This window comes from Bradyrhizobium sp. USDA 4451, assembly GCF_054822585.1.
On the sequence record NZ_JBTRCH010000001.1, the window covers coordinates 3,882,890 to 3,909,056 of the forward strand.

Here is a 26,167-nt window from a genome sequence, read left to right on the forward strand (position 1 = left end):
GTTGTGCGTCGTGATGCAGTGCGGGATCGCGGCGATCAGGATGGTTTCTTCGCGCGGATCTTCTTCGCAGGCTTCGCCGCGATATTGTCCCACGCCATTGTGAGCGCGCTGCGCAGCGTGACCTGATCGGCTTTGGCGAGACGGACATTGGTGCTGCCGCTCTTGCCCCAGCCGCCCGGCACCGGCCGGAAGATCTCCGGCTCGGCCTCGACCACGACAGCCTGCTGCTCCGGCGTCAGCTTGACCATGCCCCAATCCTTGTCGGGGTAGCCGAGCGTCGCGAAGATACGCTTGCCGACGCGGAAGTCGGCGGTGCCGTGATGCGCGCCTTCGACGACCTCGGGCAGGCTCAGCGCGACCTTGCGAAAGCGAGTTGCGGACATCGTCCTGATCCCGCTCGCTACATCGTGCGTTGCGGCGCGGTCTGCAGCAATTCCTGCAATTGCCTGGCATAGAACCTGGCGTCGCCGGTCGTCAGATGACCGCGCGTCTCGGTGCTCGCCGGAATCAGATAGATATTGCCGTTCTTGATCCGCTTCACGGCGGCTTCGGTGACGCCGGTCTCCGGCGGATTGCGTTCGTCGTCGGCCGCATTGATCGCAAGCAGCGTGGCCTCGATCTTCTCCAGTCCGGCGGACGGATCGTAATCGTGCGAGGCCTCCCATTGGTAGATGTAGTCGTTGGCGTCTGCGGTGACCGGCAGTGCCAGCTGGTCGTCGACCATCTTGTCGGCTTGCTGTGCCGACGGCGCCAGCGTCTGGTAGCCGAGCGTGCCGCCGGCGCTGGCGAAGCGATAGGCCGCGATGGCATATTTCATCATCCGCGGCGGGCTGGCGTAGTTGCCGTTGTTGTAGTCGGGATCGTTGCGGATCGTGTCGAGCATGGTCCGGCGCAGGATCCAGTTGCGCGCCGCCATCGCCGTCGGTTGCGAGGCCATCGGCACCAGCACGTCCATCATCTGCGGATATCGCACGCCCCAGATCCAGCTATGCATGCCGCCCATCGAATTGCCGATCACGAGCCGCAGATGCTTGACGCCGAGCCCTTCGGTGACGAGCCGGTACTGCGCGTCGACCATGTCGTTGTAGTCGTATTTCGGAAAGCTGGTCCGCATCGCATCCGACGGCTTCGACGATTTGCCGTGCCCGATGCCGTCGGGGATGATGATGTAGTATTTCGCGGCGTCGAGCGGCTGGCCGGGGCCGAACAACTGGCCGGCAAAGCTCGGCGTCAGCATGCTGGCGGCCGAGCCGCCGGAGCCGTGCAGCACCAGCACCGGCTGCCCGGTCGGCGCGCCGACCGTGGTGTAGTGCAGCCGCAGTTCCGGCATCACCTCGCCGCTGTGAAACTTGAAGTCCTTCGCGATCCACTCGCCATCCTGCGGCGCGGGATAATCTGCAGCCATGGCCGGAACCGACATCGAGACAACAGCGGCAACCAGCGCCGCGCACCAACGGAACATCATGCTTCTTGCCACCCGCGGCGCGTTTGTCCAGCCGCTTCGACGCAGGCCTAGCATGAGGGAAAGCGTTGTCCGAGAGGACGTCGGCGCGGCTGGCGAAGATGTGTCCGGCTAGCCTGCCTTCAGGATGTTGAGCGCATACCACCCCCAATAGACCCGGTGGCGCTGGATCAGGCCGCCCTCGATCTCCATGACCTCGACCAGATCCATCTGGTCGCTGTCCGGAGACTGGCGCGGATATTCCCAGGTGAGGATCCGGCCATCGCTGAAGAAGCCCTGCTTGAAGCGTCGCCGCTGCGGTGGGTTGGTGCGGAACACGCGCGTGATGAACTCGCGCAGCGCCTCGCGGCCCTGGACGATGCCGTTGCTGGTCTGCATCAGATGCTGGACCAGCGGGCTCTCGATCGAGGCATCGGGCGCATAGAGCGCCAGCGCCGCCTCGAGGTCCTTGTTGCCGAGCGCTTCATCCCAAAGCCTGTAGATGCGTTCCGCGTCTTTGTTGCCTGCTGTCATGATTGTTCCCTTGTGTGTCGTCGACTGCCGCCGATTTGACCGGAGAAGGCGGCCGCAACGTTTCAGGAAAATCTGAAATGAGTTTCGCGATGCTGCGAATGCGCGTAGGAGGGTTTCGGCGTGATATGGAGGACGATGCGGTGGGATCATCCCAATCCGTGCAGACCGGGTTTTCGCGGATCGCCGAGGCATTGGGCGATCCGGTGCGCGAGGCCATGGTCAGCGCGCTGGCGGACGGCAAGGCGCTGCCCGCCGGCGAGCTTGCCGCGGTCGCCGGCATTTCGCCGCAAGGCGCCAGCGCGCATCTGCAAAAGCTGGTCGACGCGCGGGTGCTGTGTGTGTGGGCCCAGGGCAGGTTCAGATATTACCGGATCAGGGATGACGACGTCGCGGCGCTGATCGAGAACCTGGTCGACCTCGCGGCCAAGACCACGCCTGGACGCAAGCGTGCGATGCCGGCCGAGCAGCTCAGGCAATCGCGCACTTGCTATCATCACCTCGCGGGCCAGCTCGGCGTGCTGCTGTCGAATGCACTGATCCGTCGCCGCCTTGTCATCGTCGACGGGCGCGATGGCCGGGTCACCGAACAGGGGCTGGCCTGGTGCCGGGCCGAAGCGATCGATTTCGATCCGGCGCGGCAGCCGCATCTGCGGCTCTGCAACGACTGGACCGAGCGCGTGCCGCATCTCGCCGGTCCGTTTGCCAATGCCGTGCTGGCGCGGCTGGTCGAGATCCGCGGCGTTGCGCCGCATCGGATTCCGCGGGCGCTGCGGATCACCGATCGCGGGCGGGCGTTCTTCGATCGGCTCGGCGTGCAGGTTCCGTTCTGAGCGCGCGTGGATGAGCTAGCGCCCATCCTCGACTTCGGTTTCCGGGCGGTCGTTGCCGGAGGCGGTTTCGGTCAGCCATTTGCCGTCCGACGTCTCGTACTGGATCGCCTCGGTGCGCCCGGGAACGCGCTGCTCGTTGGCGGCGCGCCGGGCGGCAGCGAGCGCCGCGGCATGGGTTGGAAACGGCTCCGAGAACACCCCGTTGACGGTATAGGCCCAGCCGCCATCGTGCTGGACCACCTTGTAGATCACGTGGCTCATCCGGAACCTCGCTTCCGTCGTGAACGATGAGGCTGCCAGAATAGACCACGATGTCGTATTTTGCAGCAGCCGATCGTCCTTGAGCATGATCCGGAAAAGTGGAGGCCGGTTTTCCGAGAAGATCATGCTCAGACATCGAGACAGCCGCCCCGCTGCTGCGGGCGAGGGAGACCGACATGTGCCGCAATATCAAGACGCTGTTCAACTTCGAGCCGCCCGCCACCGAGGACGAGATCCACGCCTCGGCGCTGCAATTCGTGCGCAAACTGAGTGGCTTCAACAAGCCGTCGCAGTCCAATGAGGTGGCCTTCAACCTTGCCGTGACCGAGGTCTCGGACGCCGCGCGCAAGCTGCTAATCTCGTTGCAGACCACCGCGCCGGCGCGCGATCGCGAGATCGAGGCGGAGAAGGCGAGGGAGCGTTCGCGCCTGCGGTTCGGCTGAGGCCTGCGGCTTTCCGTGACTCAGGTCACGGAAGGCGCCGCGCTGCCGGGGCATCATGGCCGTTCACCCCGAACCCGGAACAACGCCATGAAGCCTGCCGCCCTGCTCACATTCTGTTCGATGGCGTTCGCCGTGCTCTGGACCTGCGGCATGCTGTGGTCGAGCGGCATGATCGACTTCGCCAACGTCATCATCCTGTCGGCGTGCGGAGCGTTCGCTGGCGTTGCCTGGTTCTACGCGATGCGCTGGGTCTTTCAACTCATGCAGCTCGCCAAGCCGTCCGATCCTCCGGCCAATTCGGGGACCGAGCGGTGAGCATCGCGCGCGACACGAATCTCGTTCGCCGTGTCGCGCAATGACAAGAAGGATTACTTCCTGTCCTTCTTGCGATGTTTCTTCTTTTTCTTGTGGTCGTCGTCTTCGTCGTCATCATCCGCGAAATCGACCGCGTCGACGTCAAGCGCGATCGCTTCCGCCGCCGCGCGCTCGGCGGCATCGCGCTCGGCGAGCTCGGCGGCTTCACGCTCCTTGGTGCGCTTGTAGTCTTCCCAGGCATCGAAGATCATGTGCAGCCACGGCATCACCTGCTCGATCGACGGCAATTGTCCGGGCGGGCCGGCCTCACCGCGCGGGCCGGCCGGACCCTGCGGCCCCTGTGGACCAGCTTCACCGCGCGGACCCTGCACGCCCGGCTTGCCTTGCGCACCCGGCTTGCCCTGCGGACCTGGCTTTCCGGCCACGCCCGCCTTGCCCTGCGGACCCGGCTTGCCGCGCGGACCTTCCGGCCCCGGCCGTCCCGGATGCCCTTGCGGTCCGGGCTTTCCCGGCTCGCCCTGACGGCCCTGCGGCCCCTGCGCCCCTCGTGCCCCCTGGCGGGAAGTTGTCTCGTCAGCCACTGATATGCTCCGTCGCGATGTGAAGCCGCTTGTAACAGAGGTTGGACGACGGCTTCAATTCTGCCTGCAGGCACCGACGCGAGCGATCAACAGTCATAATTCCATGGGCATTATGACAGCGGAGGACGCATTGCGGGTTCTGAACGGCAGCTACGGCGACGGACCGCAAGCGCTCGACATCGTCGTGACGCGACACGATGTGCTCGACGAAGCGAGCTTTCGCAGCACCGGCGTGCTCGAGCTCTATGAGCAGTTGTTTCCCGCGAGCGAGCGCGACAGCTCCGATGACGTCGTGCGCTGGCTGTTGTCGGACGACGTCGGCGAGCCCAGGCATTTCAGCGTCGGCGGCCAGCAGATCTCCTATCGGCTCGACTCGCGCTGCTTCATCCTGCGTGCCGGCGGGCGTGCGATCGGACTCGGTTTCTTCACCTATGATCACGCCAGCGACCTGATCTATTGCAACCATGTCGGCATCGACAGAGCGTGGCGCGGCGGCCTGGCGCGCGCGTTCTATCGCGAGATGGTCGCCACGCTCGATGAGCTGTTTCCGCGCAACATCGGCGTGGTGCTCGAGGTCGAGCCGTTCGATCGCGATCGTCTCGTCGCGATCATCGCCGATCTCGAACGAACGGGCAGGCGGCAGCTCGTGGAGGATCAGCAGGCCGAGATCCGCAAATTGCTCCGCGTCCGTTGGTACGACAAGCTCGGCTATGCCGTGTTCTGCGACGCGCGCACGATGCGGCCGCTGGTGTGCCGCTCGCCAAGTCTTAATCCCTCGAGTCCTGATCCATCAAGTCTTGATCCGTGCCTGCCGTCATCTGATCGGGCAGGAGGCGAAGAAAATTACTGGCTGATGTGGCAGCCGCGGACCGGCGCGCCCAAGCAGAGGTGCGCGCCGATCAGCTCTGGCAAAATGCCGTCGCCGCGATCTATGTCGAGATCCTGGCAAAGTCCCTCGTCGATGACGATCCGTGTGGACGCCGCGACTATTGGGACTATGCGACCGGGCTGGTCGCCCGGACGATGCAACAGACCGCGACGACCGACGTGCGTCTCGCACGCTGCCTCGCCGACGAGGACGGCGCCCTGCTGTCGCGCTGGCGGCGTCTTGCGATCGACCTGCCGATCTAGGACTGGCCGCCAGAGCTCGATGAAATGAAGTTGAAGCGGTTTGGCCGCGGACCGCGGTTCACCTCTCCCAAAGGAGAGGTGAACCTCCGCTGCCCCTTCACACCAACCTAATCTCATCACGGCTTTACGCCGCGGCGTGCTCGCTCAACGGCACCTCGATGCCGTCGGCCGAGTATTCGCGAATCTTGTTCCGCAAGGTGCGGACCGACAGGCCGAGCACGCGTGCGGCGCGGGTGCGGTTGCCGTCGCAGCGCGCGAGCGTTTGCAGCACAAGTTCCCGCTCGACTTCATCGATGGTCGCGCCGATCAGCAATGGGACGATTTCATTTGGAGCCAGCGACGGCAGCAGTGCTTCCGGCGACGGTACGGTGGACGCGTAAGACATGAACTCCTCCCGATCAACGCCCGCCTCATCGATGAGGCGGAGACATCGAGAAAACCAACTACCCCGTAGATCCACGGTGTGCCGGTTTGGTTAACAAGACCTTAACGCGCGGCTAACTCCCTGCTTTGTAAGCAAAATACCCAGAAATCGCCACGATTGCGGTTCCATCGGTCACAATGTCCGGTAACCGCCGTCCACCATCACGATCGATCCCGAGACGTAGGCCGACAGGTCCGAGGCGAGGAAGATCGCGGGGCCGACAATATCCTCCGGCTTGCCGGGACGGCCGAGCGGGGTGTGATCCATGAAGGCTTTCACGAGGTCCGGATTAGTCGCGCGCACCTTCTCGTTCAACGGCGTCTCGATGAAGCCGGGGCCGATCGCATTGACGCGCACGCCGTCCTTGCCGAGCTCGGCCGCCAGCGCCTTGGTGAAGCCGAGCACGCCGTGCTTGGAGGCGGTATAGGCCGGCGAGCTCGGCGTGCGCAGATGCACGAAAGACTGGATCGAGCCGATATTGACGATGCGTCCCTTGTTCTGGCGCAGGGCCGCGAGAAAGGAGTGCGTCACGTTGAAGACGCCGGTGAGGTTGATCGAGATGATATCTTCCCAATCCTTGATCACGGCTTCCTCGGCGCCCAGCATGCCGTTGCGGCGCGCGATGCCGGCATTGTTGACCAGGATCGAGACCGGCCCGACCTTGTCGGCGACCTGCTTGGCCATTGCGATGCAGGCGTCGCGATCGGTCACGTCGAGCGGAAAGCTGTCCGCCTTGCCGCCGGCGCTCCTGATCTCCTTGGCCGCTTCCCCCGCCGCATCGCCGTTCATGTCGAGCAGCACCACGCGCGCGCCCTCGCGGCCGTAGCCGACGGCGATCGCGCGCCCGATGCCGGAGCCCGCACCGGTGATGACGGCGATGTGATTGTCGAGAAGAGCCATGGTGTTTCCTCGTTTCTGATTTGTGATGTTGTCGACAACACTATTCAAAACTGCGCCAAGCGAAACGCCAAGCCGCGTTTGCGCGTTGCTGTCATCCGGATTCGGATGACAGCACGGACCGATCATGGACCCGCATATCAGACAATGGAAAGTTGCGATCGCGCGCTTCTGCGCGGCGCCGGATCCCGATTATCGCGAGATCGCCAAAATGGTCGCCGAGATCGCCACCACCGAGATCGACGAGACGCTGCGGCATGCGGCCGCACAGGTGCTGCCGATCCTGCGCCAGGCGGCGCTGAAATCGGCTGACCGCCGGACCAGATCGATGGCGCTGCGTCGTCTCGGCATCGTTGCCGACGCGCTGCACACGCTGTCCGCGCCGCGGTTCGGCCGGCGCGGCTTGACGCCGAAGGTGCTGACGGAGGACGAGCGCTACCGGCAATTGCTGGGCCTGCCGTTCGGCCGCCATCTCGCGGCGACCGAAATCCAGCAGGCGTTCAAGCGCGCCGCCAAGACGGTGCATCCCGACGGCGGCGGCAACGGCGCGGCGTTCCTCGAACTCGCCGCCGCGCGCGACGCCCTGATCAAGCATCACTGATGCGTCTAGCATCACTGATGCGTCAAGCATCATTGACGCGCAATCGCGTCAAGTCCGGCAATACAAAGCCTGACAGCACAAGGGCGGACGACGCGTTGTTGCCGCGTGTCCGCCCTCGCGCGTGATCGGCGATCGCTCAGAACGAGCAGGTGCCGTTGTTCAGGAGGCCGGTCTTGTAGCTGAATGCGGCGTTGAAGGTCGGCAGCTCATCGCTGACAATGGCGAAGTTCGCGGGCCACGGCGTGGTCGGGATGCTCTGGTCCCAGATCTGGCAGAAGCCGGTGTCCTGCCAGCGGATCAGATGATACGGGTTGGCGCTGGCGGGGCTGGCCGCGGCAAGCACGGACACGGTGGCGGCAATGGTGGCGCAGGCAATCGCAAGACGACGCATGGGAAATCTCCGCTTTGGATATGTGAATGCTCCGCAGGGGCAATCCTGGAGCTCAGGGGCCGATCGCCCCGGACATGCAGTGAGTGTTGCAACCCCGGGAACAGGTTCAACGCCGGTGCTGTGCCAAATTGCGCCGGATCGTGCGCTTGCTACAGTCGGCCCGGTGCGATTCGTGCCCGTCGCGACGCGAGCCGATCGACGTGAGTAAATCGCTGTGAGCAAATTTTGGGGAGACCGCACATGAAACCTTCGTCCACGCTTCGCGCCGTGCTGGTTGCACTGATGGCGTTCACTGGACTTGCTTTCTCTTCGGCGGCGCGCGCCGACAGCGGCTTCGTGACGCTCACGATCTACAAGGCCGGATGGATCATCGGCGGCTCCGGCGGCAGCGGCGTTTTGACCTTCCGCGGCCGCTCCTATCGGTTGTCCACCGGCGGCCTCGATTACGGCCTGGTGTTCGGCGGCTCCAAGACCGTGCTGCGCGGCCGCGTCAGCAACATCAATCGTCCGTCGGACGTTGCCGGCGTCTACGGCGCAGCGGGTGCGGGACTTGCAGTGGGCCGCGGCGCCCGCGCGATCGTGCTCACCAATCAGAAGGGCGCGGTGCTCGAGCTGACCGGCCACCAGGTCGGGCTGATGGCCAACGCCGATCTGAGCGGACTTGCGATCACGATGCGGTAGTTCGCCGATCTCGGGGCGTTTGAGTCGAGGTCGTGTCCGGTTTGGTGATGAAGATGCTCCTGGATATCGGTCTTCGCGGTGGGGCCCTGGCCTTGCTGGTGCTTCTCGCGCTCGACGCCCTCCTGCAGTTGCGCAAGACGCGGCTCGGCCGCATAACACTTGTTCTCAACTTGTGCGGAATTGCGTTTCTCATCGAGACGGCTCCGCAATTTCACGACAGCCACGCCGTGTGGATCCTCTTCCTGCGGGTGGCGAGCAATATGGCGGCCGCTGTCTTTGTTCTCTGGAGCGAGGAGGTGTTCGACGACACGGCCAGGCCGCCATTGGTTGGTTGGACGCTCCTGGGTTTGATGGCCTTGCTTGTCATCTGGGCCGTGGTCGCCGACTCGTCATGGGCCTGGCTCGCGACCCATGTCTCCGCTCTGATGCTGGTGGTGATCGCGATCGCTCGCGCTCTGCTGGGCCGAGCCAACGACCTGATCGAAATGCGCCGCCGGGATCGGGTCGTGTTCGCATGGGGTTTGGGCCTCACGATCGTGGGCTGCACGCTGATTGGGGCGAGCAATGTCGGGATGACGCCTGCGCTTCCCGGTGTGCTGGGCATCGCGCTGGCTGCCGCCTTGCTTCGCTTGCGTAGGGCAAGCCCGATCTCCGCGGTCACCGCTGCGCCAGCGGCATCGGAGCCGGTCCCGCCGACGCTCGGCATGACGGAGCCGGAAGCCGCGCTGTATCAGCGTTTGCTGGCGACGATGGAAGTGGAGCGGGCCTACCGCGACGGCGGCATGACCATTGCGAGCCTGGCCAAACGGCTGGCCACGCCGGAATACCGATTGCGCCAGCTCATCAATCAGCGGCTCGGGTACGGCAACTTTGCCCGCTTCATCAACTCCTTCCGGCTGGCGGAGGCGCGCGCGGCGCTGGCCGATCCCGGTCAGGTGCGCGTCCCGATCTTGACGATTGCACTGGATGCCGGCTTCGAGTCGATCGGCCCGTTCAATCGAGCGTTCAAGGTGCAGACCGGAGAAACGCCAAGCGAATTCCGCAAACGAACCCTGGCGGAACTGGTCTGACGCACCGATTGTCGGAAACGGCCAGATTTTGCGGGTTTCGGCGATCCTGAGCGCGACTTTCGGCGCGACCGGCCCGGCCTTGGCCATCATGTTCGCATCCAGCCCAGGGAGATGCCCATGATGCAACCCGCTTCGCCGACGACCCACCGGCTCCTTTATATCGACAATCTGCGTTGGTCGGCGATCAGCATGGTTGTGGTCATGCACGCCGCCGTCACCTACTCGCCGTTTGGGAGCTGGTACTACCGCGAGCATCCGCCGCTGGGCCTGGTCACCGAGGTGGCGTTTGCGGCCTACCAGACGTTCCAGCACGCAGTCTCCATGGGGCTGCTGTTCGGCATCGCTGGATACTTTGCCGCCGGTATGGTCGCCCGCCGCGGCGTCGGCGGCTTCATGCAGGAACGGCTGTATCGTCTCGGCATCCCCCTTCTCCTGTACATCGGGCTGATTGGACCGCTGACAGAGTATTACGTCGCGGGATCATGGTGGTCGCAGCCGCGCCGGAGTTTCACGGAGGACTGGCTGCACCACCTCTCCAACGGAGAACTTCTCGACGGCTCCGGCCCGCTCTGGTTCTGCCTGGTGCTGCTGCTGTTTTCCGGCTGCTTTGCCCTGCTGTGCAGCTTCCGGCCGATCGGCCAACCCGCCGCCCGTTCGCTACCGAGCCTGGCCTCGGTGCTTGGTTTTGTCCTGGCGATGAGCGCCGTGACGTTCGCAGTGGGGCTGCTGGCGCCGGAAGGCCGCAGCATCCTCAACATCGCCATTCACGACGCGCCGCAGTACCCCTTCATGTTCGCCGCCGGGGTCGCGGCGTGGCGGGGCGATTGGCTGCGACGGATGTCGAGCGGCGCGGGACGGCGCTGGCTGGTCGGCGGGCTGCTGGGGAGCATCGCGCTGTGGGCAGCCATCGTCGTCTTCGGGGGAGCCCTCGAGGGTCGGCTGGCCGACTACGGCGGCGGTTGGCATTGGCAGGCGGCGGGTATGGACTTTTGGCGCTCGGCAACGTGCGTCTCGCTCAGCCTGGGGTTGGTGGTGCTGTATCGTGACCTGTTCGACTGGCAGGGTCCGGTGACGAAATTCCTCAGCCGGAATGCCTTCGGCGTTTACGTTCTGCACGCCCCTGTGCTCATCGCGGTGACCCGCGCGATGCACGATTGGACCGTTGCCCCGCAATGGAAATTCCTGTTGGCAAGCCTCGTCGGCGTGGTTGCCAGCTTTCTGGTGGTCGGATTGCTGGCTCGGCGCATTCCGGGGCTGCGCGCAGTGCTGTGAACGTTGGCGCGCCCGTCGCAATGCCACGTGCCCCCAGGGGCCGGCGCGCAGCTGCATGATTTCTGGATATTGGAAATGTATCCGTGAGTTGCTCGACGTGTCAAGTCGAGCGCCGGCCGCCGCCGGCTCCTTTGCATGGGGTTGTTCCTCGATATTTGGCGGCGCCCCCTGCGACTGACCGCGGCGGCACCTACCTGAACAGATGCAGCGCGGCGTATTGCAGCAGCATGATGGTCTTGGCCGTCGACGATGCGGCCGTCGCTGATCATGGCGAGCGCGTCGTCGATCGAAAGCTCCAGCACCTCGATGTCCTCGCCCTCGTCGGCGAGCCCGCCGCCATCGCCGACGCGCATCGCGGCATCGTATTCGGCGACGAAGAAATGCAGCTTCTCGGTCACCGCGCCCGGCGTCATGAAGGCTTCGAATACCTTGCGTACGTGGGTGAGCCGGTAGCCGATCTCTTCCTCCGCCTCGGCGCGGATGCGCGCCTCCGGCGCGGCGTCGTCGAGCATGCCGGCCGCGGCCTCGATCAGGAGATCATCATAGCCGTTGGCGAACGCGGGGTAGCGGAATTGGCGCACCAGCACGACGCTGCGGGTCTTTAGATTATACGGCAACAGCGTCGCGCCGTTGCCGCGGTCATAGACCTCGCGCGCCTGGGTCTGCCATTCGCCATTGCTGCGGCGGTAGTCGAATGTCGCGCTCTTCAGCTCGTAGCGGCGCTTCGACAGCAGCTCGACGTCCTTGATGCGGACGCGGTCGGCGATGCTCATGCGGAAATCCTCAACCCTGTCACTGCGTGGCTTCGCGGCCGTCGAGCCATTTGGCCAGCATCACCGAGGTCGATTCCTCATAGCCGAGCGTTTGGTAGAATGCGCTCGCCTTGGCGTTCTCCCGCCGCACCAGCAGTTGCAGCTTCGGCACGCCGGCTGCGCGCAGCCAATTCTCGACCGCTTCCATCATGGTGCGGCCCAGGCCCTTGCCCTGGCGGCCGGGGGCGACCGCGACGTAATAGACCCAGCCGCGGTGGCCGTCATGACCGACCATCGCGGTCGCCACGATCGCGCCGGCGTCGCGGCCGACCAGCACGGCCGAATTCGGTCCGCGTCGCGCCAGCGCGATGTCGGACGCGGGATCGTTCCAGGGCCGCGTCAGGCCGCAGGCCTGCCACAGCGCGACCACGTCGGCGACGTCGGCATCGGTGATCTCAGCAATGGCGAGCGCGCGGGAGGGCATTGTCGCCTGCACGCTCACAGCACCTTGCCCGGATTCATGATACCGAGCGGATCGAGCATCGCCTTGATGGAGCGCATCAGCTCGATCGCGACGTTGTCCTTGACGTCGGGCAGTTCGTCGCGCTTGAGCACGCCGATGCCGTGCTCGGCCGAGATCGAGCCGCCCATCCGCAGCACGATCTCGAACACGACGGCATTGACGTCGTGCCAGCGCGCCAGGAAGTCGGCCGCGTTGGCGCCGACCGGCTGGCTGACATTGTAGTGGATGTTGCCGTCGCCGAGATGGCCGAACGGCACCGGCCGCGCGCCGGGGATCAGCTTCACCACCGCCGCATTGGCTTCCTCGATGAAGTCGGGCACGGCCGCGACCGGCACCGAGATGTCGTGCTTGATCGAGCCGCCCTCCGGCTTCTGCGCCGCCGACATCTCGTCGCGCAGTTTCCAGAACGCCTGGCGCTGGCTCAGATTGGCCGCGATCACGGCGTCATCGACGATGCCGTCCTCCATGCCCTGGGCAAGGATCGCCTCCAGCGTGTCGCGCGCGTCGTCGCGCGACGACGACAATTCCATCAGCACGTACCAGGGGTGCTTGCTGGTCAAGGGATCGCGGATATCGATGCCATGGCGGATCGAGAAGTCGACCGCGATGTCGGCGAGCAGCTCGAAGCTCGTCAGAGCGCCCGCCGCCTGATTGCGCGAGATCGACAGCAGTTTGAGGGCGGCCGCCGGCGAGGTCAGGCCGACATAGGCGGTCTCGACCGCGCGCGGCCGTGGAAACAGCTTCAAGGTCGCCGCGGTGATGATGCCGAGCGTGCCCTCGGCGCCGATGAACAGGTTGCGCAGATCGTAGCCGGTGTTGTCCTTCTTCAGCTTCGACAGCGCGTTCAGCACGCGGCCATCGGCCAGCACGACTTCGAGGCCGAGCGCCATCTCGCGCGCCACGCCATAGGCGAGCGCGCCGGTGCCGCCGGCATTGGTCGAGAGGTTGCCGCCGATGGTGCAGCTGCCTTCGGCGCCGAGCGACAGCGGAAACAGCCGGTCGACCTCGGCGGCCTTCTGCTGCGCGATCTGCAGCACCACGCCGGCCTCGCAGGTCATGGTGTTGGATTCGACGTCGATGTCGCGGATCTTGTCGAGGCGCCGCAGCGACACCACGAGCTCGCCATTGTGCGGCGTCTGGCCGCCGACCAGGCCGGTGTTGCCGCCCTGCGGCACCAGCGCGATCCTGTGCTCGCTCGCGAGCTTGCAGATCGCGGCGACTTCGGCGGTCGAGCCCGGGCGCAGCACCAGCTGTGAGCGGCCGTGGAACAGGTCGCGCTCCTCGGTGACGTACGGCTCGATGTCGGCGGCGTCGGTCACTGCATATTTCGCCCCGACGATGGCGCGGAATTTCTCAAGCAATTCGGGCGGAAGCGGCGGCACCGCGGACTGGACGATGTTCATTTTTTCTTGGTCTTTCACGTGGGTCGGGATTTACCGCCCAACCGCTGCGCGGCGCAGCCGGTCATTGATGGCTTCGCCCAGCCCGTCCTCGGGAATGGGCGTCACTGCAATAGCATCCGCATTTCTCTTGTCGAGCGTGCGAAGGTAGCCGAACAGATTTGCGGCGGCCTCGGCGAGATCGCCGCGCTCGGACAGGTTCACCTCGACCAGGGCGCATTCGCGCCGCGGCACCTTGGTCGGCCCGAACGTCAGCAAGGCTTCGCCGACATGGACGTCGCTGGCATTGAGCCGAACCGGGGTGCGCGGCGCATAATGCGAGGCGAGCATGCCGGGGGCGACCGGCTGGGCGTCGCTCTCGGCGTCCTGCGGCGGCGACTGCAAGGGATGGCCGAGCACGCGCTCGATCTCGGCGCGCGTCAGCCCGCCCGGCCGCAGCAGCACCGGATCGGAGAAGCAGCCGATGATGGTGGATTCGACGCCGACCTCGACCTGGCCGCCGTCGACGATCAAATCGATCCGGCCGTCGAGATCGCCGTTCACATGCTCGGCGGTGGTCGGCGAGACATGGCCGGACAGATTGGCCGACGGCGCTACCACGGCACCGCCGAAGGCCTTGATGATGTCGCGCGCCACCTTGTGGGCCGGAATGCGGATGGCGACCGTATCGAGCCCCGCAGTCGCGAGTTCCGCGACCGGGCAGGACAGCGCCTTCGGCAGCACCAGGGTCAGCGGGCCCGGCCAGAACGCGTCCGCCAGCCGCAGCGCCTGGCCGTCGAACAGGGCGATCCGGCGCGCGGCGCCGAGATCGGCGACATGGGCAATCAGCGGATTGAAGGCCGGCCGGCCCTTGGCCTGGTAGAGCCGGGCGATCGCGGCGGCGTTGCCGGCATCGGCACCGAGGCCATAAACCGTCTCGGTCGGAAACGCCACCAGGCCGCCTTCGGCCAACACCCCGGCGGCGGTCGCCGTGGCGGCGGCGCCGGCGGGCAGAATGTGCGTTTTCAGGCCTGTATCCACTGTGACTAGATTCCTCAATTGGGTGCCTTGTGGTCCCTTGCAGTCCCTGAAACCCGACGCTATAAGCCCGGCTCTTAGTCGGAGTGTGGCTCAGCCCGGTAGAGCACTGCGTTCGGGACGCAGGGGTCGCAGGTTCGAATCCTGCCACTCCGACCATTCATTCAAACACTTATAGTTTCTGTGTTTTTTGTGCGCAACGAGATGCGCATCGAATTGTGGCGCGGCTGCCATGTCCGTCGATTGCGCGACGTATGTCTCTGATATCGGCGAGTCGCACGATGAGTCGCCGCGGTCGTGCGCCGCCCGGAACCGGGATGACCTCCCTTCGGACCCGTTGGCCGATCTTGGCGACATCAAAGCACGAATAGCCCGCGGCGAGTAGTGCTCAACGTGCCATCGCCAATCCCGACACGCGTTTGTCAGGGGGGGCCGACCTCGAAGGCCAGCAGGACGTTGCCGGGCAGGCCGCTCCATTGCGCGTAGCCGGAATTGACGTACAGCATGCCATCGACGACGACCGGGCCGGGTCCGTCCATCGCACCGCCGCGCGCTGCGACGCCATTCACCGTGGTGTAGTCGCGCGCCGTGTCGATCTCCCAGAGCAGCCTTGCGTCATCGGTCGCATAGGCGCGCAGCAAGCCGCTGACGCCGCCCGAGAACACGACACCGGGAATCAAGGTGACCGCTGCGGACAGCGCCGGACTGCACTGCGGGCGATCGCCGCAGGCAACCGGCGGCACCTGCATTGCGATTTTCCCGGTCGCGAGATCGAGGCCGAACAGGCCGCCGCCTTCGCTCGAATTGAGACGCCGCGAGCCGTCCCTCAGGAACCGGACGTCGGAATTGGCGACGTAGATGCGATCCTGGTCGGCGGCGGAGCCCCACTCGGTCCCGCCCAATGGGCCACCCTGGCCAATCCGCGTCTGCCACAGGATCTTGCCCTCATGGTCGGGATCCAGCGCATGGACCACGCCGGATTTCTGCCCGATCACCAGCACGCGTTGTCCGCTGCGCAAGCTCACCAGGATCGGCGATTGTCCGAAGTCATGATCCGGGCCGCGGTCTTGCGGACAGTTGCTCTGGTCGGTGCCGAAGCACGCCACCACGAAGCTGTCCTTCGGCGTCGCCTGCTGATGCCACAGCATGCGCCCGGTCGCGAGATCGAGCGCGAGGATGGCGTCGCTGGTGTCGGTTGCCGGATCGGCATAGCTGTTCGAGGTCGCGACATAGAGCGCCCGGCGCGCAACGTCGATCGTCGGTGCGGACCAGACCGAGGCGCCGGCCGGCCCGAACAGCTGGGTCCCGATGGCGTTCGTCCGCGTCGGATGCGGCGCCTCGGCGATCGTATAGGTCTTCCAGATCTGCGCGCCGCTGTCGGCCTTCAGCGCAACGACGCTGCCGCGAAACGTGCAGCATTGGTAGGTGGGCCGCGATCCCGTGGCCTCCTCGATCGATGAAACGCCGACATAGACCGCGCCGGAATGGAAGACCGGTGCGCCGGTAATCCGGGCGGCCATGTGATCGTCGACACGGCTTTTCCAAATCAGCGTCCCGGTGGTTGCATTCACGGCGTAGACGTTGGCGAGCACATCGCCAAAGAAGATCACAGGCTGCCCGTTATCCAGCGTCGCGAAACTGATCGCCGCCCGCACCGGCGCATCGGTCGGAAACAGCCAGCGGGTGCATCCGGTCCTGGCGTCGAGGGCGTGGACCTTGCGGTCGCCGCCGCCGACGAACAGCAACCCGCCGATGACCGTCGGCTGAGCAAAGGCGACGGATGTATTCGGGAATCCGAAGGCCCATTTCAGACGCAGTCGTGAGACCTGGTCCTGTGCGAGGCCGGCCATGGCCGCCGGCTGAAACCGGCTGTTGTTGAGATCCACGCCCCAGCCATTCCATCGCGGGCCATCGATTGCTTGCGGAAAGCCGGTCTCGCTTTGTGCGCATTGGCCCGCATTTTCGCTTGCCGCTTGCGACGCCGCTTTTCCGGTGACGAGCGAGGCGATCGCTGCCCGCTCGTCATTGCTCAACCCTTGCGCGAAAGACGCCATCGGGCCGGTGGTGATCGCACCCAGAACTTCGTCGAACGACTTCGATTGCAGGGCGGCACGGCTCGGCGCGCGAACATTTGCATTGCCGCCGTCGTGACACTGCGCACAGCGCTGCGCGTAGAGGGCGGCTCCGCCTTGCTGGGCTGTTGCAGGCAGGCAAGACCCAATCAGCGCGACGGCAATCGCAGCACTCAGTTTCATCGTGGTTCACCCGGCATTGGCTCTGATGAGACGAGCGATCGAAGCGTAGCACAATCGTCCGGCGGCCGGCGGCGGGGGCCGGGTGGAGGACCGGACCGCGGCCACCCCAATTCGAGCCCCGTCGCCGCGATCTCCCATTGACAGGGCGCCTGATGTGATAGAATTATAACACAATAAGTTGCAAAAATAACAACATGTCATCATCGTACCAGCGCCTGGCGCGGGTGACGGGAGGAAATTTTGGAATTGTCCGGTTCGATCGCGGCAGAGCCTCGGCCGTCGACGGCGCTTCTGTTGGTCGGTGGCATCAACAAGCGCTTCGGCGGCGTGCGCGCATTGCGCGACGTCAACCTCGAGGTCCGTCCCGGCGAGGTACACGCGCTGCTGGGCGAGAACGGGGCCGGAAAATCCACGCTGATCAAGATCCTCAGCGGGGTTCATGCGGCCGACAGCGGCACGATCGAGATCGCCGGCAAGCCGGTCGCGTTCGACAGCCCGGCACGCTCGCGCGAGGCGGGGATCGCCGTCGTCTATCAGGATCTCAGCCTCGTTGAATCGCTCAGCGTCGCCGACAATCTGTTGCTTGGCCGCGAGCCGCGCGCGCGGTTCGGCTTTGTCCGGAAGCGCGAATTGATGGCCAGGGCAGAAGCGTTCCTGAGCGAGCTCGGCATTCCCCTCGACACCAAAGCTGCGGTCGGCTCGCTGCCGTTCGCCTACCGCCAGATGACCGAGATCGCCAAGGCGTTGATGGGCGAGGTGCGGCTGTTGATCCTCGACGAGCCGACATCCTCGCTGACGTCGGATGAAGTCCGCATCCTGTTCGACGCGATCGGCAAGGCGACACGCCGCGGCATCGGCGTGATCTACGTGACGCATCGCCTCAACGAGGTGTTCGAGATCTCGCAGCGCGTCACGGTGCTGCGCGACGGCGCCAATGCCGGCACCTTCGTCACCGCCGAGACCGACATGAAGCGGCTGGTCAACGCCATCATCGGCACCGATCGATCGGCGCCGGCCACGACGCGCGCCGCGCCCGCTGCCGCACGTGCGTTCGATCCGTCGCCGGTTCTGTCGCTCTCGGGCGTTTCCAATGACCGGCTATCGGCCGTCGACATGTCCGTGATGAAGGGTGAGATCCACGGCCTCGCCGGATTGATCGGCAGCGGACGTACCGAGATTCTGGAGACCATCTTCGGACTCCGGCCGGTCGAGCACGGCACCCTCGAGATCGAGGGCCGGCCGTGGCTGCCGAAGGGAGCGGCCGATGCGATCGATCACGGCGTCGCGCTGGTGCCGGAGGATCGTCACGTGCAGGGCCTGGTGCTGGACCATTCGATCGAACGCAACATCACGCTGCCGCGGATTCCTCACTTCTCGCGCTGGGGCTTCATGCAGCAGCGCGCCGCGACAAGGCGCGCGGAAACGGCGGTCGCCAGGCTTTCGGTGAAGGCGCAGGACGCCTCCAGCCTGGTCAGGACCTTGTCCGGCGGCAACCAGCAGAAGGTCGTGTTCGGAAAATGGAATGATCCGCGGCCGCGCGTGCTGTTGCTCGACGAGCCGACGGTCGGCGTCGACGTCGGCGCGCGCGAGGAGATCTATGGCGTGATCCGCAACGCCGCGCGCGACGGCAGTGGCGTGCTGGTGGTCTCGTCGGATCTCGTCGAGCTGATCGAGCTGTGCGACCGCATCTCCGTGATCGTCGATGGACGCGTCGCGCGCACGCTTCAGCGCGGCGAGATCGATGATGCCGAAGAGCTGCATCATCTGCTGCAGATGTACCAGGCTTCCGGACAAGGCGTATTGCAAGAGCTGCCCGCATGACTGAACTGATCGCACCCAATGTCGTCGCCGCGTCGACCCGATCCGATCGACGCCGCAAGCTGCTGCAGAATCTGCTGCGGGGCGAGCGGCCCTACATGCTGTACATCGCCTTCGTGGTGCTCTTGGTGGTGTTCAGCCTGTCCTCGCCCTGGTTCCTGTCGGTCGACAATTTCCTGAATATCGGCCGCCAGACGACGCTGGTGTCGATCATCGCGGTCGGCATGACCTTCGTGATCATCGCGCGCCAGATCGATCTTTCGGTCGCATCGACATTGGCGCTGTCGGGCATGGCTGCCGCGCTGGCGATGAGCCAGATCAACAACAGCTGGATCGTCGGCGCCGTCGTAGGCCTCGGCACCGGCGCGCTGGTCGGGCTGCTCAACGGCATCCTGACCACGCAGCTTTCGATCCCGTCCTTCCTGGTCACGCTCGGATCGCTCAGCATGGCGCGGGGGCTGGCGATGATGGTGACCAACACCAAGCCCGTCATCATCACCAACGAGACCTACTTTGCGATCTTCGGCGAAGGATCATTTCTCGGCATTCCGGTGCCGATCGCCTGGACACTGGTGGCGATGATCGTCGGCATCCTGCTGCTGCACTACAACGTGTTCGGCCGCCGCATCTATGCGGTCGGCGGCAATCCGACCGCAGCGCTCTATTCCGGCATCAATACCAAATGGGTAACGACTGCAGCCTTCGTGCTGACCGGCACGCTGGCCGGACTTGCGGCGCTGGTGCTGTCCGCGCGCTCGCATGCCGCGCGGCCCGACGTCGTGCAGGGCATGGAGCTCGACGTCATCGCCGCCGTGATCCTCGGCGGCTGCAGCCTGTTCGGCGGCCGCGGCTACATCCTGGGGACGCTGTTCGGCAGCCTGATCATCGGCACGCTCAACAACGGCCTCGTGCTGCTCGGCGTCAGCTCGCCGCTGCAGCTCGTCATCAAGGGAGCGATCATCGTGGCCGCGGTCGCGTTCACGAAGCGGTAGTCAGGAGGAGATGCAGCGCATTGCGTCGCGAGGCCACTGCGTTGCGGCAGTAGGGGCAAGGTCGCCGGCCTCCGGTCAATCGGCGACCACAAAGGGAGGAAAACAATGAAGCCAATCTTGCGACAAACCCTGCCGCTGACCGCGCTGATCGCGGCGACGGCCATTTCGATCGCGCCCTCGGCCCGTGCCGAAGTGCCGGCAAGCTGCGTCAAGGGCGTCGATCTTGCGACGCTTGGACCAAAGTCGATCGTCGGCCAGGGGCCGCACGGCGAGAAGGCCGCTTCGCCCGAAGTGCTGGCGCTGTCGGATGCCGAAGCCGCCAAGATCAAGGAGAAGAACTTCAAGGTCGGCATCTCGATGCAGACCGTCAATCTCGACTGGGCGCAACTGCAGATCCAGGGCATCACCGACACGTTGAAGAAGTACGGCGTGACGGTGACCGGTGTCGCGTCGGCCGAATATCAGGTCGACAAGCAGATCGCCGTATATTGAGAACACCATCCAGCAGCATCCGGACGGCATCATCTCGATCCCGGTCGATTTCACCGCGACCGCGCCGACCTACAAGAAGGTCGCCAAGGCCGGTATCAAGCTGGTGCTGATGGACAGCATTCCGACCGGCCTCAAGCATCCCGAGGAATATGCCTCGATGATTTCGGCGGACAATCTGGGTAACGGGCAGATCGCGGCGCAGATCCTGGCGTCCTGCATGGCGCAGGGCGCAACCATCGGTCTCGTCAATTTCGGCGTCGACTATTTCAGCACCAACGAGCGCACCAAGGGCGTTCGCGAGTGGATGCAGAAGAACCGGCCGGACATCAAGATGAAGCAGGTCGACTTCACCGACCCGCCGAAAGTGTCGCAGATCGCGGGCGACTTCCTCACCGGCAATCCCGACGTGAAGGGCGTGTTCGCGGTCTGGGACCAGCCGGCGCTGGATACGTTGAGCTCGATGCGCGCGCAGGGCATCGATATTCCGGTCACGACCGTCGATCTCGGCCTGCAATCGGCGATCGAGATTGCGAAAGGCGGACCGCTGAAGGCGACCGGCTCGCAGCGTCCCTACGATCAGGGCGTCGCGGAGGCGATGGCGATGATGAATGCGCTGCTGGGCAAGGAAACGCCGGCCTGGGTCGGCGTGCAGTCGCTGCCTGTGACGCAGTCCAACGTGCTGGAATCCTACAAGACGGTGTTCAAGAAGGAGCCGCCGCCGGAACTGACCGATGTCTGCAACAAGGCGAAGCCGGCCTGCAACTGATCTTTGGCCAGCGATGCGCGGTGTCGCAACGGCGTGCATCATGGACGAAGCTGACCCGGGCGAGCCAGCCCCCGCCCGGGTCAGAGCGTTTTCGCGCGGACAACCGTTCCGATTCAATCGGAAAGGAAAAGGTTCCGGTGTTGTGTCTCTGGCAGCCTATTCTGTCATTCCGGGGGCGCGACGAAGTCGCGAACCGCAGATGCGCAATCGCGCATCGGGGAATCGAGAGATCGTGGATCGAGATTCCGGGTTCTCGCTTCGCGAGCCCCGGAATGACACTGAGTGAATCACGCTAGCTTGCGCTGGTCACGTATTCGACCGGAAGGCTGCGGAAATGCTTGCGCATGTCGGATGAGGCCGCGCCGCCGACGATGATCCGCGAGAACGCGGCGATGTCGGAGAAGAATGCCGATTTGAGGCTGCCGAGCTTGCTGGCGTCGATCACCAGGATGCTCTCCATCGCGGTCTCGATGACGGCCTGCTTGACGGCGACCTCGTGAAAATTCGAGCAGCTCGCGCCGCGGGTCCAGTGTACGCCGCCAGCGGAGATGAAGGCCTTGTTGATCCCGAGCCGCCGCAGATAGGACAGCCCGTCGTCCGACGCAAAGGACTGCGACGACGGATGGTACAGCCCGCCCATCAGCATCACCTGCGTGGCCGGCCGCCGCGTGACGATCGAGGCCACGTTCATCGAATAGCAGATCACCGAGAGTGGCAGGTCCTCGGGCAGGCAGTCCGCCAGCGACTGCATTGTGGTGCCGCAGTCGATGAAGATCGTATCGCCTTCCCTGATCGAGGCGGCGGCGGCCCGGCAGGCGAGGCGCTTGTCCTGGGTGTGCTGGTCGATCTCCTGCTCGAATGCGTATTTGATGCCGGTCGGCGATGCTGCGTTGACGACATAGCCGCCGAGCAAGGCGAGCGCGGCCTCCGGACCGGCAAGGTCACGCCGCACCGTCATTTCGGAAACCCTGAGGAGCTCGGCGGCGTCCTTCAGATGCAGCGCGCCACTCGATTCAACGGCGCGGCGCAGCCTCTGCAGGCGCTGGACGCGGGTCTCGCTTGGTCGTGCGTTGGGGGTTTCAGCCATTTTGATCGCCGAGCTTGCTTATCCGATTGACAATGATCTTACAATGTTGTGAGTTTATCAACGTCAGTTTGTTACAAAAATAACATCCAGTTCGATGGGCTGAATCGATGCCGGAACGATCCCGTTCCTCGGCAGTCGGCAAACCCAGCGACGAGGTGAGGGGAGGATCACATGTTGCGATCTGCACATTCAGTCTATCTGGCGATCTCGTCGATTCGCTAGCACGCACGGCGCCTCCCATGACGCAGAGCGTCTTCATCCAGAATCCGTCCCCATTGGCCGTGCAGACGCCTGCTCCGGGCGGCGAGCATCCGCATCCGATCCCGCGCAACAGCGGCCGCGCGCTCGAGATGGATTGGGTCGACGACATCAGGATCAATCTGTCGGCCGCCGAGCGGCGCGTCGCCAGCCTGCCCGGCCGGCGGACCGTCAAGAAGGACGCACAGGCCGCGTGGCTGCTCAAGGCGGTCACCTGCATCGACCTGACGACGCTCAATGGCGACGATACGACCGAGCGGGTGAAGCGCCTCTGCGCCAAGGCCAAGGCGCCGGTGCGCGGTGATGTCATCGAGAAGCTCGGCTTTGCCGGCCGTGACCTGCATACCGGCGCGGTCTGCGTCTACCATCGGTTCGTCGCGACGGCGGTCGAGGCGCTCGATGGGTCCGGCATTCCGGTCGCTGCGGTCTCGACCGGATTTCCCGCCGGCCTCGTGCCGCATGATGTCAAGTTGAAGGAAATCGAGGCGTCGGTCCGCGACGGCGCGCAGGAGATCGACATCGTCATCACGCGTGAGCACGTGCTGACCGGTGATTGGCGGGCGCTTTACGCCGAGGTGCGGGATTTCCGCGCCGCCTGCGGCAATGCGCATCTCAAGACGATCCTGGCCACCGGCGATCTCAAGACGTTGCGCAATGTCGCCAAGGCGTCGATGGTCTGCATGATGGCCGGAGCCGACTTCATCAAGACCTCGACCGGCAAGGAAGGCGTCAATGCGACATTGCCGGTGACGCTGGCGATGTTGCGGATGATCCGCGTCTATCAGGAGCGCACCGGCTATAAGATCGGCTTCAAGCCGGCCGGTGGCATTTCGACGGCAAAGGACGTGCTCAACTACCAGTTCCTGATGAAGGAGGAGCTGGGACGCGACTGGCTCGAGCCGGACCTGTTCCGCATCGGCGCCTCCAGCCTGCTTGCCGACATCGAGCGGCAGCTCGAGCATCACGTGACCGGCCACTACTCGGCTTTCAACCGCCACCCCGTGGGATGAGATGAGCGTCGCAAACTATTTCGAGACCATGGAGTATGGCCCCGCGCCCGAGGCGGACGGCGAGGCACGCGCCTGGCTGGCGCGGCACGGCGCCACGTTCGGGCATTTCATCGCCGGTAAGTTTGTCGCGCCGCATGCCGGCAAGCACCTCACGACGAGCGAGCCCGCCACCGGCAAGACGCTGGCGCGCATCGCGCAGGGCGCTGCCGCCGATGTCGAGGCCGCGGTCAGCGCCGCGCGTACCGCGCAGACCGCGTGGGCCAAGCTTGGCGGTCACGGCCGCGCGCGTCATCTCTATGCACTGGCGCGCATGCTGCAGCGTCACGCCCGGCTGTTCGCCGTGCTGGAGGCGATCGACAACGGCAAGCCGATCCGGGAAACCCGCGATCTCGACGTGCCGCTCGCCGCGCGCCATTTCTATTATCACGCCGGCTGGGCGCAGTTGCAGGACCGCGAATTCGCCGATCAGGTGCCGATCGGCGTGATCGGGCAGATCATCCCGTGGAATTTTCCGCTGCTGATGCTGGCCTGGAAGATCGCGCCCGCGCTCGCCGCAGGCAACACGGTGGTGCTGAAGCCGGCCGAGTTCACCTCGCTCACCGCGCTGCTGTTCGCCGAACTCTCCGCCGAGGCCGGCCTGCCGCCGGGCGTGCTGAATGTCGTGACCGGCGATGGCGCGACCGGTGCGTTGCTGGTCGAAAGTCCCGGTGTCGACAAGATCGCCTTCACCGGCTCGACCGAGGTCGGGCGGCTGATCCGCCAGGCGACCGCCGGTACCGGCAAATCGCTGACGCTGGAGCTCGGCGGCAAATCGCCGTTCATCGTGTTCGACGATGCCGATATCGATGGCGCGGTCGAAGGCGTGGTCGATGCGATCTGGTTCAACCAGGGCCAGGTCTGCTGCGCCGGCTCTCGGCTGCTGTTGCAGGAAGGCATTGCGGAAACCTTCCGCCGGCGGCTGATTCGCCGCATGGAGACGCTGCGCGTCGGCATGCCGCTCGACAAGGCGATCGACATGGGCGCGGTGGTCGCGCCGGTGCAACTCGAGCGGATCACGTCGCTGGTCGAGACCGGGGTGAAGGAGGGTGCGGAGAAATACCAGGCGCCCGGCGCGATCCCGGCGGAAGGATGCTTCTATCCGCCGACTTTGCTCTGGAACGTGCATCCGTCCTCGACGGTCGCGACCGAGGAGATTTTCGGCCCCGTGCTGGTGGCGATGACGTTCCGCACGCCCGACGAAGCTGTCATGCTTGCCAACAACACGCGCTACGGCCTTGCTGCCAGCGTGTGGAGCGAGACGATCGGGCTTGCGCTCGACATCGCGCCGAAACTCCTGGCCGGTGTGGTCTGGGTCAACGCCACCAACCTGTTCGATGCCAGCGTCGGCTTCGGCGGCTATCGCGAGTCCGGCTTCGGGCGCGAGGGCGGCCGCGAAGGCATGGTTGAATACCTCAAGCCGAAGGCCTGGAGCGGGCGCAAGGCGCGGGCCAAGGCATCGCCTCTGCCTGCGGCGGAAGGTGTCCGCAGCGGCTTCGATGTGCCGCCGATCGATCGAACCGCAAAGCTATTTGTCGGCGGCAAGCAGGTGCGTCCGGACGGCAATTATTCGCGCGCGGTGCTCTCGCCGAAGGGCCGGCGGCTCGGCGAGGCGGGCGAGGGCAATCGCAAGGACATCCGCAACGCGGTGGCCGCGGCCCGTTCCGCCGAGTCGTGGCCGCGGGCGACGGCGCATAATCGCGCCCAGATCCTCTATTATCTTGCCGAAAATCTCTCCGCGCGCGGCGACGAGTTCGCCCGGCGTATCGCCGACATGACCGGCGTGTCGGGTGCAAAGGCGCGCACGGAAGTCGATGCCAGCATCGAGCGGCTGTTCAGCTATGGCGCCTGGGCCGACAAGTTCGAAGGATCGATCCACGCGCCGCCGCTGCGCGGCTTGGCGCTCGCGATGCACGAGCCGATTGGGGTGGTCGGCGTCGCCTGTCCCGACGAGGCACCGCTGCTCGCCTTCGTCAGCCTCGTCGCGCCATTGATTGCGATGGGCAACCGCGTCGTCGCGGTGCCGAGCGAGCGGCACCCGCTCGCCGCGACCGACTTCTATCAGGTGCTCGAGACATCTGATGTGCCGGGTGGCGTGGTCAACATCGTCACGGGTGACCGCAACGAACTGGTCGAGGTGCTTGCCGAGCATGACGATGTCGACGCGCTCTGGGCGTTCGGATCGCAGGAGGCTTCGACGGCAGCGGAGCGGCTGTCGATCGGCAATCTCAAGCGCACGCTGGTCGACCATGGTCTCGCGCTCGACTGGTACGACAAGGCAGCGAGCGAGGGCCCGATCCTGCTCCGCCATGCGGTGCAGGTGAAGAACATCTGGATTCCGTACGGCGACTAAAAAAGTCACCTTGCGGTGATACCGGTAGAGATCCGAACCGGCAGAGTCCGGTGATTTTTGAAGACGAGGGAGGACGCAACATGCTCAAGGGCATCAATCCGCTGCTCAATGCCGACGTGCTCTATGCCCTGCGGGCGATGGGGCACGGCGATCGCCTGGTGGTGTGCGACACGAATTTTCCGGCCGACTCGATTGCTCGGCAGACCGTGTTCGGCGAGCTGCTGCGCATCGACAATGTGAGTGCCGCCAAGGCGGTCGAAGCCGTGCTCTCGGTGATGCCGCTCGACACCTTCGTCGACGATGCCGCGATCCGCATGGAGATCGTCGGCCAGCCACAGGAAGTGCCGCCCGTGCAGCACGAGGTGCAGGCCGCGATCGATCGCGCCGAGGGACGGTCCTGGCCGCTGGTCGGGGTCGAGCGCCATGCGTTCTACGAGAAGGCCAAGACGGCCTATTGCGCGATCGCGACCGGCGAGCGGCGCTTCTACGGCTGCTTCCTGTTCAGCAAGGGCGTCATCGCGCCGGACGGGGAGTGA

The 26,167-nt window shown here is 65.2% G+C and carries 28 protein-coding genes, 1 tRNA gene and 1 pseudogene; 16 read left to right on the forward strand and 14 right to left on the reverse strand.

Features of this window, described 5'->3' with window-relative positions:
• Nucleotides 1–35: 35 nt before the first annotated feature.
• The 3 genes from ACVMB0_RS17940 to ACVMB0_RS17950 all read right to left on the reverse strand — a co-directional run bounded on the left by ACVMB0_RS17940 (nucleotide 36) and on the right by ACVMB0_RS17950 (nucleotide 1,975).
• Nucleotides 36–383 (reverse strand): MmcQ/YjbR family DNA-binding protein, encoded by a 348-nt coding sequence (locus tag ACVMB0_RS17940; RefSeq protein WP_456749599.1) that lies wholly within the window; start codon nucleotides 381–383, stop codon nucleotides 36–38.
• Nucleotides 384–400: 17 nt separating this feature from the next.
• On the reverse strand, nucleotides 401–1,462 hold the full coding sequence (locus ACVMB0_RS17945) for an alpha/beta fold hydrolase (protein WP_461349676.1): 1,062 nt from the start codon (nucleotides 1,460–1,462) through the stop codon (nucleotides 401–403).
• Between the two features lie 111 nt (nucleotides 1,463–1,573).
• A complete protein-coding gene (locus tag ACVMB0_RS17950) occupies nucleotides 1,574–1,975 on the reverse strand; it encodes a nuclear transport factor 2 family protein (RefSeq protein ID WP_461347138.1) in 402 nt (133 codons plus the stop codon).
• Nucleotides 1,976–2,115: 140 nt separating this feature from the next.
• Here ACVMB0_RS17950 and ACVMB0_RS17955 point away from each other — a divergent pair, with 140 nt between their 5' ends.
• Nucleotides 2,116–2,805, forward strand: coding sequence for an ArsR/SmtB family transcription factor (locus tag ACVMB0_RS17955; protein WP_461347139.1), 690 nt, complete (start codon nucleotides 2,116–2,118; stop codon nucleotides 2,803–2,805).
• A gap of 15 nt (nucleotides 2,806–2,820) precedes the next feature.
• Here ACVMB0_RS17955 and ACVMB0_RS17960 read toward each other — a convergent pair whose 3' ends face one another.
• The gene (locus ACVMB0_RS17960) at nucleotides 2,821–3,066 is read right to left on the reverse strand and encodes a DUF2188 domain-containing protein (protein ID WP_016840968.1); all 246 of its coding nucleotides are present in this window, start codon (nucleotides 3,064–3,066) and stop codon (nucleotides 2,821–2,823) included.
• 176 nt (nucleotides 3,067–3,242) lie between these two features.
• On the opposite strand from ACVMB0_RS17960, the gene ACVMB0_RS17965 reads away from it, so the two are divergent.
• Together ACVMB0_RS17965 and ACVMB0_RS17970 are read left to right on the forward strand one after the other, a co-directional pair.
• The gene (locus ACVMB0_RS17965) at nucleotides 3,243–3,509 is read left to right on the forward strand and encodes a DUF2277 domain-containing protein (RefSeq protein ID WP_461347140.1); all 267 of its coding nucleotides are present in this window, start codon (nucleotides 3,243–3,245) and stop codon (nucleotides 3,507–3,509) included.
• A gap of 87 nt (nucleotides 3,510–3,596) precedes the next feature.
• Nucleotides 3,597–3,824, forward strand: a complete 228-nt coding sequence (locus ACVMB0_RS17970) for a hypothetical protein (RefSeq protein WP_456798733.1) — start codon at nucleotides 3,597–3,599, stop codon at nucleotides 3,822–3,824.
• A gap of 53 nt (nucleotides 3,825–3,877) precedes the next feature.
• On the opposite strand, the gene ACVMB0_RS17975 is transcribed toward ACVMB0_RS17970, so the two are convergent.
• Nucleotides 3,878–4,405, reverse strand: a complete 528-nt coding sequence (locus tag ACVMB0_RS17975) for a collagen-like domain-containing protein (protein ID WP_456749594.1) — start codon at nucleotides 4,403–4,405, stop codon at nucleotides 3,878–3,880.
• A 130-nt stretch (nucleotides 4,406–4,535) separates the two neighbouring features.
• On the opposite strand from ACVMB0_RS17975, the gene ACVMB0_RS17980 reads away from it, so the two are divergent.
• Nucleotides 4,536–5,564, forward strand: a complete 1,029-nt coding sequence (locus tag ACVMB0_RS17980) for a hypothetical protein (protein ID WP_461347141.1) — start codon at nucleotides 4,536–4,538, stop codon at nucleotides 5,562–5,564.
• A 96-nt stretch (nucleotides 5,565–5,660) separates the two neighbouring features.
• Here the strand turns inward: ACVMB0_RS17980 and ACVMB0_RS17985 are convergent, their stop codons facing one another.
• Together ACVMB0_RS17985 and ACVMB0_RS17990 are read right to left on the reverse strand one after the other, a co-directional pair.
• Nucleotides 5,661–5,921 carry a helix-turn-helix domain-containing protein gene (locus ACVMB0_RS17985; protein ID WP_461347142.1) on the reverse strand — a complete coding sequence of 87 codons (261 nt, stop codon included), beginning with the start codon at nucleotides 5,919–5,921 and terminating at the stop codon, nucleotides 5,661–5,663.
• Nucleotides 5,922–6,092: 171 nt separating this feature from the next.
• A complete protein-coding gene (locus tag ACVMB0_RS17990; protein ID WP_456749591.1) occupies nucleotides 6,093–6,860 on the reverse strand; it encodes an SDR family NAD(P)-dependent oxidoreductase in 768 nt (255 codons plus the stop codon).
• Nucleotides 6,861–6,984: 124 nt separating this feature from the next.
• Here ACVMB0_RS17990 and ACVMB0_RS17995 point away from each other — a divergent pair, with 124 nt between their 5' ends.
• Nucleotides 6,985–7,458 carry a hypothetical protein gene (locus ACVMB0_RS17995; protein WP_461347143.1) on the forward strand — a complete coding sequence of 158 codons (474 nt, stop codon included), beginning with the start codon at nucleotides 6,985–6,987 and terminating at the stop codon, nucleotides 7,456–7,458.
• 136 nt (nucleotides 7,459–7,594) lie between these two features.
• On the opposite strand, the gene ACVMB0_RS18000 is transcribed toward ACVMB0_RS17995, so the two are convergent.
• Nucleotides 7,595–7,849, reverse strand: coding sequence for a hypothetical protein (locus ACVMB0_RS18000; protein WP_461347144.1), 255 nt, complete (start codon nucleotides 7,847–7,849; stop codon nucleotides 7,595–7,597).
• Nucleotides 7,850–8,089: 240 nt separating this feature from the next.
• Here ACVMB0_RS18000 and ACVMB0_RS18005 point away from each other — a divergent pair, with 240 nt between their 5' ends.
• From ACVMB0_RS18005 to ACVMB0_RS18015, 3 genes are all read left to right on the forward strand, one after another.
• On the forward strand, nucleotides 8,090–8,530 hold the full coding sequence (locus ACVMB0_RS18005) for a hypothetical protein (protein WP_456749588.1): 441 nt from the start codon (nucleotides 8,090–8,092) through the stop codon (nucleotides 8,528–8,530).
• 32 nt (nucleotides 8,531–8,562) lie between these two features.
• Nucleotides 8,563–9,600, forward strand: coding sequence for an AraC family transcriptional regulator (locus ACVMB0_RS18010; RefSeq protein WP_461347145.1), 1,038 nt, complete (start codon nucleotides 8,563–8,565; stop codon nucleotides 9,598–9,600).
• Nucleotides 9,601–9,717: 117 nt separating this feature from the next.
• Nucleotides 9,718–10,872, forward strand: coding sequence for an acyltransferase family protein (locus tag ACVMB0_RS18015; protein ID WP_461347146.1), 1,155 nt, complete (start codon nucleotides 9,718–9,720; stop codon nucleotides 10,870–10,872).
• Nucleotides 10,873–11,062: 190 nt separating this feature from the next.
• Here the strand turns inward: ACVMB0_RS18015 and ACVMB0_RS18020 are convergent.
• From ACVMB0_RS18020 to ACVMB0_RS18035, 4 genes and pseudogenes are all read right to left on the reverse strand, one after another.
• Nucleotides 11,063–11,645 (reverse strand): annotated as a pseudogene (locus tag ACVMB0_RS18020) (GDP-mannose pyrophosphatase).
• A gap of 19 nt (nucleotides 11,646–11,664) precedes the next feature.
• Complete coding sequence (locus tag ACVMB0_RS18025) at nucleotides 11,665–12,108, reverse strand: GNAT family acetyltransferase (RefSeq protein ID WP_461347147.1); 444 nt, start codon at nucleotides 12,106–12,108, stop codon at nucleotides 11,665–11,667.
• Nucleotides 12,109–12,122: 14 nt separating this feature from the next.
• Nucleotides 12,123–13,550, reverse strand: coding sequence for an FAD-binding oxidoreductase (locus tag ACVMB0_RS18030; RefSeq protein WP_461347148.1), 1,428 nt, complete (start codon nucleotides 13,548–13,550; stop codon nucleotides 12,123–12,125).
• A 30-nt stretch (nucleotides 13,551–13,580) separates the two neighbouring features.
• The gene (locus ACVMB0_RS18035; protein ID WP_461347149.1) at nucleotides 13,581–14,567 is read right to left on the reverse strand and encodes an L-threonylcarbamoyladenylate synthase; all 987 of its coding nucleotides are present in this window, start codon (nucleotides 14,565–14,567) and stop codon (nucleotides 13,581–13,583) included.
• 79 nt (nucleotides 14,568–14,646) lie between these two features.
• On the opposite strand from ACVMB0_RS18035, the gene ACVMB0_RS18040 reads away from it, so the two are divergent.
• Nucleotides 14,647–14,723: transfer RNA gene (locus ACVMB0_RS18040), tRNA-Pro, on the forward strand.
• A gap of 263 nt (nucleotides 14,724–14,986) precedes the next feature.
• Here ACVMB0_RS18040 and ACVMB0_RS18045 read toward each other — a convergent pair.
• Nucleotides 14,987–16,819 carry an outer membrane protein assembly factor BamB family protein gene (locus ACVMB0_RS18045; protein WP_461347150.1) on the reverse strand — a complete coding sequence of 611 codons (1,833 nt, stop codon included), beginning with the start codon at nucleotides 16,817–16,819 and terminating at the stop codon, nucleotides 14,987–14,989.
• A gap of 246 nt (nucleotides 16,820–17,065) precedes the next feature.
• On the opposite strand from ACVMB0_RS18045, the gene ACVMB0_RS18050 reads away from it, so the two are divergent.
• The 4 genes from ACVMB0_RS18050 (at nucleotide 17,066) to ACVMB0_RS18065 (ending at nucleotide 20,887) form a co-directional block, all read left to right on the forward strand.
• Nucleotides 17,066–18,640 (forward strand): sugar ABC transporter ATP-binding protein, encoded by a 1,575-nt coding sequence (locus ACVMB0_RS18050; protein ID WP_461347151.1) that lies wholly within the window; start codon nucleotides 17,066–17,068, stop codon nucleotides 18,638–18,640.
• Nucleotides 18,637–19,629: an ABC transporter permease gene (locus tag ACVMB0_RS18055; protein ID WP_461347152.1), complete on the forward strand. Its 993-nt coding sequence runs from the start codon at nucleotides 18,637–18,639 to the stop codon at nucleotides 19,627–19,629. The genes ACVMB0_RS18050 and ACVMB0_RS18055 overlap by 4 nt, the downstream gene beginning before the upstream one ends.
• Before the next feature lie 105 nt (nucleotides 19,630–19,734).
• A complete protein-coding gene (locus ACVMB0_RS18060; RefSeq protein WP_461347153.1) occupies nucleotides 19,735–20,121 on the forward strand; it encodes a hypothetical protein in 387 nt (128 codons plus the stop codon).
• Complete coding sequence (locus ACVMB0_RS18065) at nucleotides 20,072–20,887, forward strand: substrate-binding domain-containing protein (protein WP_461347154.1); 816 nt, start codon at nucleotides 20,072–20,074, stop codon at nucleotides 20,885–20,887. The genes ACVMB0_RS18060 and ACVMB0_RS18065 overlap by 50 nt, the downstream gene beginning before the upstream one ends.
• Before the next feature lie 292 nt (nucleotides 20,888–21,179).
• Here the strand turns inward: ACVMB0_RS18065 and ACVMB0_RS18070 are convergent, their stop codons facing one another.
• A complete protein-coding gene (locus tag ACVMB0_RS18070) occupies nucleotides 21,180–21,974 on the reverse strand; it encodes a DeoR/GlpR family DNA-binding transcription regulator (protein ID WP_461347155.1) in 795 nt (264 codons plus the stop codon).
• 350 nt (nucleotides 21,975–22,324) lie between these two features.
• Between ACVMB0_RS18070 and deoC the strand changes: the two genes are divergently transcribed.
• The 3 genes from deoC (at nucleotide 22,325) to ACVMB0_RS18085 (ending at nucleotide 26,167) form a co-directional block, all read left to right on the forward strand.
• Nucleotides 22,325–23,242, forward strand: a complete 918-nt coding sequence (deoC, locus tag ACVMB0_RS18075) for a deoxyribose-phosphate aldolase (RefSeq protein WP_461349677.1) — start codon at nucleotides 22,325–22,327, stop codon at nucleotides 23,240–23,242.
• A 1-nt stretch (nucleotide 23,243) separates the two neighbouring features.
• The gene (locus tag ACVMB0_RS18080; RefSeq protein WP_461347156.1) at nucleotides 23,244–25,631 is read left to right on the forward strand and encodes an aldehyde dehydrogenase family protein; all 2,388 of its coding nucleotides are present in this window, start codon (nucleotides 23,244–23,246) and stop codon (nucleotides 25,629–25,631) included.
• An 80-nt stretch (nucleotides 25,632–25,711) separates the two neighbouring features.
• Nucleotides 25,712–26,167, forward strand: coding sequence for an RbsD/FucU family protein (locus tag ACVMB0_RS18085; RefSeq protein ID WP_461347157.1), 456 nt, complete (start codon nucleotides 25,712–25,714; stop codon nucleotides 26,165–26,167).

Coding starts and splice junctions, on each gene's coding strand:
- ACVMB0_RS17940 (WP_456749599.1), bottom strand. CDS start 383: ATGTCCGCAACTCGCTTTCGCAAGGTCGCGCTGAGCCTGCCCGAGGTC.
- ACVMB0_RS17945 (WP_461349676.1), bottom strand. CDS start 1,462: ATGTTCCGTTGGTGCGCGGCGCTGGTTGCCGCTGTTGTCTCGATGTCG.
- ACVMB0_RS17950 (WP_461347138.1), bottom strand. CDS start 1,975: ATGACAGCAGGCAACAAAGACGCGGAACGCATCTACAGGCTTTGGGAT.
- ACVMB0_RS17960 (WP_016840968.1), bottom strand. CDS start 3,066: ATGAGCCACGTGATCTACAAGGTGGTCCAGCACGATGGCGGCTGGGCC.
- ACVMB0_RS17965 (WP_461347140.1), top strand. CDS start 3,243: ATGTGCCGCAATATCAAGACGCTGTTCAACTTCGAGCCGCCCGCCACC.
- ACVMB0_RS17970 (WP_456798733.1), top strand. CDS start 3,597: ATGAAGCCTGCCGCCCTGCTCACATTCTGTTCGATGGCGTTCGCCGTG.
- ACVMB0_RS17985 (WP_461347142.1), bottom strand. CDS start 5,921: ATGTCTTACGCGTCCACCGTACCGTCGCCGGAAGCACTGCTGCCGTCG.
- ACVMB0_RS17990 (WP_456749591.1), bottom strand. CDS start 6,860: ATGGCTCTTCTCGACAATCACATCGCCGTCATCACCGGTGCGGGCTCC.
- ACVMB0_RS17995 (WP_461347143.1), top strand. CDS start 6,985: ATGGACCCGCATATCAGACAATGGAAAGTTGCGATCGCGCGCTTCTGC.
- ACVMB0_RS18000 (WP_461347144.1), bottom strand. CDS start 7,849: ATGCGTCGTCTTGCGATTGCCTGCGCCACCATTGCCGCCACCGTGTCC.
- ACVMB0_RS18005 (WP_456749588.1), top strand. CDS start 8,090: ATGAAACCTTCGTCCACGCTTCGCGCCGTGCTGGTTGCACTGATGGCG.
- ACVMB0_RS18015 (WP_461347146.1), top strand. CDS start 9,718: ATGATGCAACCCGCTTCGCCGACGACCCACCGGCTCCTTTATATCGAC.
- ACVMB0_RS18025 (WP_461347147.1), bottom strand. CDS start 12,108: ATGCCCTCCCGCGCGCTCGCCATTGCTGAGATCACCGATGCCGACGTC.
- ACVMB0_RS18030 (WP_461347148.1), bottom strand. CDS start 13,550: ATGAACATCGTCCAGTCCGCGGTGCCGCCGCTTCCGCCCGAATTGCTT.
- ACVMB0_RS18045 (WP_461347150.1), bottom strand. CDS start 16,819: ATGAAACTGAGTGCTGCGATTGCCGTCGCGCTGATTGGGTCTTGCCTG.
- ACVMB0_RS18055 (WP_461347152.1), top strand. CDS start 18,637: ATGACTGAACTGATCGCACCCAATGTCGTCGCCGCGTCGACCCGATCC.
- ACVMB0_RS18060 (WP_461347153.1), top strand. CDS start 19,735: ATGAAGCCAATCTTGCGACAAACCCTGCCGCTGACCGCGCTGATCGCG.
- ACVMB0_RS18070 (WP_461347155.1), bottom strand. CDS start 21,974: ATGGCTGAAACCCCCAACGCACGACCAAGCGAGACCCGCGTCCAGCGC.
- deoC (WP_461349677.1), top strand. CDS start 22,325: ATGGATTGGGTCGACGACATCAGGATCAATCTGTCGGCCGCCGAGCGG.
- ACVMB0_RS18080 (WP_461347156.1), top strand. CDS start 23,244: ATGAGCGTCGCAAACTATTTCGAGACCATGGAGTATGGCCCCGCGCCC.
- ACVMB0_RS18085 (WP_461347157.1), top strand. CDS start 25,712: ATGCTCAAGGGCATCAATCCGCTGCTCAATGCCGACGTGCTCTATGCC.